This is a genomic window from Planctomycetota bacterium (assembly GCA_038746835.1).
GTDB lineage: Bacteria > Planctomycetota > Phycisphaerae > Tepidisphaerales > Tepidisphaeraceae > JBCDKH01.
Genome location: JBCDKH010000193.1, coordinates 1 through 6,657 on the forward strand (window position 1 = coordinate 1; position 6,657 = coordinate 6,657).

Consider the following 6,657-nt stretch of genomic DNA (forward strand, 5'->3'; position numbering starts at 1 on the left):
GACACGCTCGCCTCGACCGTCGCCCGGCTGACGGCCACGCTCGAAGCCCGTTCGGCCGCCGATGCGTCGCGTGCGTCGCGACTCGCCGAGGCCGAGACCGAACTGGATGACGCACAGAAAGCTTCGGCCGACGCGAGAGCGAGGCTCGCAACGCACGTGGCCGACGTCGACCAAGCAAGTGCCAGCGTCGACGTTTGCGAGACGACCTTGGCGTCCGTCGAAGAGCGAGTCACCAACGTGGCCGAGCGGCTTGGCGAGTTGACGCAGGAGCGTGACGATCTCGAACGCGAGCGGGCCGCGTACGTCGCACGTCGCGAGGCGCTCGACGCCGTCGAGCGACGTCGCGACGGCGTGGGCGATGCGACGCGTGAACTGCTGGCCGACGAGGCACGCAAGCTCGTCGCCGACTGCGTGACTGTCGACGCCGAATGGGCAAGCGCCGTCGAAGCCGCCGCGGCCGACCGGTTGGAGGCGGTCATCGTCGCGGATGTCGCATCACTCGAAGTGGACGGTCCGGTGCACGTCGTTTCGCACGACACGATCGCCGCAACAGAACGTGCAGGTCGCCCCGCCGCCGAGGTGATCCGCCCACGCAGCGCCGCCGACTCGGCCGTCGCGGTGTGGCTCGCTCACGACCTTCGCCTCGTCGACCAATTGCCGGCTGAGCCGACGCCCGGCGTCACGTTCGCGACGCGCGACGGGCGAGTCCTCCGCGGCGACGGCCTGCTGCGACTCGGCCCGGTCGGCAGCGGCAGCCTCGCACGCCGGGCGGAACTCGACCAACTCGTCGACGATCTCGACCAACTCGACGGGCAGCTCGCACAACGACGCGAAACCCTTGACACCGTCGAGCTCGACCACGCCGCAGTCAGCCGCGAGCGCGACGGAGCCGCCGACGCCCTCGCGGCGGCGCGCGAGTCGTTCGCATCGGCGACGCAGGAGCGTGACGCCCTCGATCGCGAGTCAGCTCGGCTCACCGCAGCCGTTTCGCAATCACAACGCCGCGTCGACGTTCTGCGGCAGGAAGCGACCGACGTCCAGTCGTCGACGGACGCCTTGCAGCGCGAACTCGATCAGGCCACGGAAGAGGCGAGCGCGGTTGACGCGTCGCTCGCAACCGCCCGTGACACCGCGGCCGAGGCGACGCACGGCGTCGAGCAGGCGGTGACGACGATGAGCGACACGCGGCTGCATCTGGCCAGGCTCGACGAGCGCCGCCGAGCCGTCCAGGCCGCCGCCCAGGCGTCGCGCGATCGGCGTGAGGCGATCGAACGCCAGCGTGAGGCCATCGCCCAGCGTCGCGTGCAGTTGACGTCGCTGATCGTCGAACTCGAAGCCGCCGTCGAGCAGGCGAAGGCTGTCGTCGACGAGGCCAACGCCGATCTTTCGGCTGCGCCGAATCCGTCGGAGCTGGACGCGTCGCTGGCCGAGCGGACGCATCAGACCAACGCCGCCCGCGAGGCCGCCGCCAACGCGGAGCTTCGCCATCGTCAGGCCGAAGACGCCGTCCGTCAGGCACGCGACGCGCAAAGCCGGCGCGACCGCGACGCCACCGCCGCCGAGCTTCGGCTCGAGACGCACGTCACGCGATCGTTCGAGGAGCACGACCTCTCGACGGAAGACCTGGCCGCGGAGGTCGAGGCGTTGCTGGTCGAGGAGCCCAAGGACGACGCCGAGCTGATCGAACTTCGCGGCCGCATCGCACGTCTCGGCCCCGTCGATCCCGACGCCGACACGAAGCTCGCCGAGATCGAGGCGCGTCAGGTCGACGTCGCCGACCAGGCCAGAGATGTTCGTCAGGCGGTGGCGGAGTTGCGTCGCCTGATCGCCGGTCTCGACGAGGAGCGTGACAAGCGATTCGCCGAGACGTTCGAGGCCGTCAAGGGGCACTTCGGCGGTTTGTTCCGCAAGCTCTTCGGCGGCGGCCGGGCGGAGCTGAGCCTGACGGAGCCTGCCGAAGACGACGACACGCCGCCCGGCGTCGAGGTCACCGCCAGCCCGCCTGGCAAGCGTCCGGTCCGCATGAGCCAGCTCTCCGGCGGCGAGAAGTCGATGGCGAGCGTCGCCCTGCTCATGAGCCTTTTCCGCGCTCGCCCGGGCCCGTTCTGCATCCTCGACGAAGTCGACGCGGCCCTGGACGAGGCGAACACGCAGAGATTTTGCCACCTGCTCGACGACTTCATCGGCGAGACGCAGTTCGTCGTCGTCACCCACGCCAAGCCGACGATGCGCTCGGCCGACGTGCTGTTTGGCGTCACGATGCCCGACCGCGGCATCAGCCGCCGCGTCGAAGTCCGCTTCGGCCCGAAAGACGAAGTCGTCACCGACGCCGGCGTGCTGGAGCTGGCCTGACGAGCCGCTCGATCACGGCACTTCCACACGCATTTCTGACTCGAAGCTCTCTTCGAGGCGATCGAGCCGCTCTTGCAGGCTTCGCAGAAGTCGCGGCTCGCCGTTGCCGGATTCGATCTGGGCGATCGAGGCCTTGGCAGCGGCGACGACGGACTCGCGCTCGGCCGACTCGGCGACGCGGCGAAGCCTTGGCAGTGCGGCCTCGTCCAGCGTGTCGCCCAGCGCGCGGACGGCGTTGCGGGCGTGGCGTTCCTGCGGGTCGTTCACCAGGCCTTCGAGGAAGAGGCGAACGGCCGCCTTTTGATCGTCATCGAGCGTCGGATAGAGCGTCGCCAGCGCGGTGAAGCCGTTCGTGCGGGCGCGAAAGCTCGTGCCGTAGTCGGCCAGTGCCTTGGCTGGCTCGATGCCTGCGGCGAGTCCGAGGTTGGCCAGCCCACCGACGGCTGCGCTGCGGACGCGAAGGCCGTGGCCGTCGTCGTTGGTCTTGTCGAGCAGCAACGCGACGATCTCGTCGGTCGCCGCTTGCTTGCCAAGCCCGGCCAGGGCTGCGGCCTCGACGTAGATCGACGCGTCGGCCGATCCGATCGCAACCAACATCTTGCTCGCCAGCGCATCGCGGTAGTTGCCCAGCTGTTCGACCGCTTCCAACCGAGCACGCGGGTGGCTGATCCCGTCGGCCAAGGCGAGCAGCAAACCCTGCATCGCACCGCGATCGTCCATGCGCCCGAGCGATCGTGCGGCCTCGGCTTGGAAGCTCCAGTGCCGCTCGTTGTCGGTCGCGACCTCCAGCAGCGTGTCGACGGCTTCGTCGCTGCCGGACGTGGCAAGCCGTTCGATCGCCCGCAGACGCGCGAACGCCGTCGGCCCTTCGGTCGCCTGACGCAACGTCATCGCCAGCGGCTGATCAAAACTCAGCAGCTGGATCATCGACGCTTCCGGGTCGAGCGCGACGAGTGCCGGCTCCTTGCCCGTGGCAAGTGTCGCGTCGTTGCGCTCGGCGTCAAGGGTCACGTTGAAGGTCTGTGACTGGCCATCCGGCATGACGCAGGTGACCGGATAGTCGTGGATGAAGGGCTCGTCTGCCGCACCGCTCTGGGTCTGGTGGAATGTCAGCTTCACCGCACCGGCCGCGTCGTCCCACGCGTAGGTCACGTGCAGCTTCGGCGTGCCGGGCTCGTAGATCCACTGCTGGAAGAAGCGGTCGTAGCTCCGGCCGGTGACCTCTTCGAAGCAGTGCCGCAGCTCGTCCGTCTCGACGTCGGTGTGGGCGTGTCGCGTTTGGAAGAGCTTGAGCGCTTCCCAGAAGGCGTCGTCGTCGCCGGTGAACTCGCGGAGCATGTGAATGACGGCCGCCCCTTTGCCGTACGGGTTGCAGACGCGGCGGCGAAAGGTGTCGATCGGCTTGTCGTACTCCGGCCAGACAAGGCCGTACTCGGCGTCGCCGTCATCGCGTTCGCCGTTGCGGCGCATGTTGACGAAGACCTCGTACGCGTATTCGTCCGGCCCGTGATACGCCTCGTGCCACGCGTGATCGAGGAACGTGGCAAAGCCCTCGTTCAACCAGAGGTGGCCCCACGTCCGGCAGGTCGTCTGGTCGCCGAACCACTGGTGTGCAAGCTCGTGCGCGACCAGGCCGTCGAGTGTCGAGCCGATGGCGGCGCGTTCGTCGACGATGCATTCCTGGAACATCGTCGTGACGGTCGTGTTCTCCATGCCGCCGCTCTCGAAGAGGTAGACGACGCTCTGGCTGTACGCCTCCCACGGATAGATGCCCAGCTTGTCGCTCATCCAGTCGAGCATGTGCTCCGTCCGGCCAAACGTCCGATCCGCGTCGTCTGCCCGTCCCGGCGGGACCCAGTACTCGATGCGCCGGCCACGCCAGTCGTCGTCCCGCACCACGTCGAACTCGCCCACGACCAGTGACATGAGGTACGTCACGTGCGGCTTCTGCATGCGGTAGTGCCAGACGCCGTTTTCGCCGGCCGCCAGCTGTTCGCCGTTGGCCAGCACCTTCAGGCCGTCGGGGACGGTGACCTTCATCTCGGTCGTCAGAAAGTCATTCGGATAGTCGTGGCAGATGACCCAGTGCCGGTTGCTCTCGGGCTGGCCCTGCGTGTGCACGTGCAACGGGCGATCCGGGTAGGCCTCGTCCGGCAGCGCGAACTTCATCCCGTCGGCCGGATCGACCACGGCGTACTCGATGACGATCTCGTGCTCCGTCCGCGGCTCGAGCGGCTCTTCGAATCGCACCAGCAACCGCTCGCCGTCGTGCCGGAACGACGCGACGTGCTCGCCTTCGACGCTGCCGACCGTCATACCGACGGCATCAAGCTCCAGTGACGCGAGCGGGACGCCGAGCGTCTTGAAGCTGAGCGTCTCCACTGCGTCGAACGCCTTCTCGCTCGGCCGCATGTCGATCTCGAGCGCCAGATGCGTGTAATCCACCTGCGGATCCGGCGCATACTGCCGACCGGCGGCGACACAGAACACGAGCAACGCAATCAGCAGCAGGTGCTTCATCCGCGCCACCCTACAGCATCTGCCGCCGTCTGCCGCATCGCAGACAGTGACCTAGCCGCGGTCGCCAGACTCTCTGGTCTTGGCCCAAATGAAGAGGTACGCGGCCAAGACTTGGTGAAACGTGACGGGAATCACACTGCCCGACCACCACTCAGGGCCGAAGCCTTCGTTCCGCAAGAGAATGACCGCGTAACGCAGGAGCATCGCCAGCGCGTAAGCGACGGCGAACACCTTCAGCCCGAAGGCAAACGACAGCGCAGGGACCGCCGGACGACGCCACAGTTTGCCGATGTGCATTGCCTGCAGGACGAGGATCAGGACCTGCGCAGGCAACAGGACCGAGTAAGGAACCAGCCGTGAGTACCACGCCTCCATCGGAGGCAGCCAGTCGTTGGCCGGACCGATGTCGAATGCGACCACGACCTGTCCCAGCACGCGTCCGGCGAACGCCAGCGCGAGCAGTCCAAGCACGATCGCAAACCGGCGATGCCGCGTCACGACACCTCCGGGTAGAGCGACTTCACATGGCGATACCAGTCGCTCGCGAAGCGCTCGTCCGGGTCGAACGCGTGCTTTGCCCGGAGAAAGTCCGGCATCTCCGGGTAGGCCGCGTCGAGATGATCGCGAGTCGCCCAGCGGTGGTACGTGAGATAGAACCGGCCGTCGTGGGCGATGACCAAATCGAAGAGTCGTCGGAAGTGGTCCTTGACGCGGTCGACTCCGGACGCGTGATGTTTGACGTGCAGGTTCACTACGACGCAAACGGATCGCCGTTTCGCCCAACGCAGCAGTGTCTCTTCATCAGGCTCGATGAAGCGAATCGTGCCGTAGGTCATGTCGACGCCACGCGCATCGAACTCGGCTCGGACGCTCGCGAGTAGGTCGAGCAAGCGGTCCGGGTCGCAGTAGAACTCGCTGATCATCTCCGTCCCGCGCGGCTCGGCATCGTCCGCCGCGGCGTCGATCGCGGCGAGATAGCCGCTGAAGACTGGCGATAGTTGATGGCGATCAGACGCGTACCGGCGGCCGTTGGTTTTGAGGTAGTACGCGGTGTAGACCTCGAACGCCTTTCGCTTGTCGCTTCGTCCGAGGCGATACAGCTTGGACCAGTCGTCGGCGTTGAGCTGCAAGCCGGCAGCCGGCGCATCGGCCGGGCCTGCGACCGGGTGGTACGTCGAAAGGATTCCGCGGTGCGTCTCGGGCGTGTCCTCGTAATGCGTGGCGTACTGGCAATCGCCGTAGATCGCCCCGTCGGCGAGGCGCTTCTCAATCAGCGTCAGAAGGTCCGCCACGCAGATCGCCTCGACGCGTCGCTCCAGCGTCTGCCGTCGCTGAAGCCGAAGGGTGACGGTCAACACGATGCCGAAGCAGCCGTAGCCGCCGATCGCGAGTCGAAAGAGGTCGGCGTTCTCAGTCCGCGAGCAACGGAGCACCTCTCCGCTAGCATTCATGAGCGTGAACGACTCGATGTCGTCCACGAACGGCCGCATGCGGAGTCCCCGGCCGTGGATGTTCGCGGCGAGTGACCCGCCGAGGCTGACATCGTCGACGCCGGTCTGCTTCTGACGGATCGACCACGGGACCTCGACGCCGTCTTGAAGCTCGTCGAGGCGCGTCAACAGCTTCGGCCAGAAGATGCCCGCTTCCGCCTCGACGAGCCCGGCGTTCGCATCGAGCGACCGCACTCGGTTGAACTTGGTCATATCGAGCAGCAGGCCGTCCTGTGCGAACTGCTGCCCACCCATCGCGTGACGCCCGCCACAGATCGCGACCGGCAGGCCGAGC

Annotated in this window: 4 protein-coding genes; 1 reads left to right on the forward strand and 3 read right to left on the reverse strand. The window is 67.1% G+C overall.

Going from position 1 to position 6,657, the window contains the following annotated elements; all coding sequences use genetic code 11:
- Positions 1–2,352 (forward strand): AAA family ATPase (locus AAGI46_14520; GenBank protein MEM1013422.1); only part of this gene is annotated, 2,352 nt, incomplete at its 5' end.
- Between the two features lie 12 nt (positions 2,353–2,364).
- Here the strand turns inward: AAGI46_14520 and AAGI46_14525 are convergent.
- The 3 genes from AAGI46_14525 to AAGI46_14535 all read right to left on the reverse strand — a co-directional run.
- Entirely contained in the window at positions 2,365–4,872 is a 2,508-nt protein-coding gene (locus AAGI46_14525; GenBank protein ID MEM1013423.1) for a M1 family aminopeptidase, read from the reverse strand.
- A gap of 51 nt (positions 4,873–4,923) precedes the next feature.
- Positions 4,924–5,370, reverse strand: coding sequence for a hypothetical protein (locus AAGI46_14530; protein ID MEM1013424.1), 447 nt, complete (start codon positions 5,368–5,370; stop codon positions 4,924–4,926).
- Positions 5,367–6,657, reverse strand: a 1,291-nt coding sequence (locus AAGI46_14535) for an FAD-binding oxidoreductase (protein MEM1013425.1), incomplete at its 5' end; no start/stop codon positions are given. The genes AAGI46_14530 and AAGI46_14535, both read right to left, overlap by 4 nt.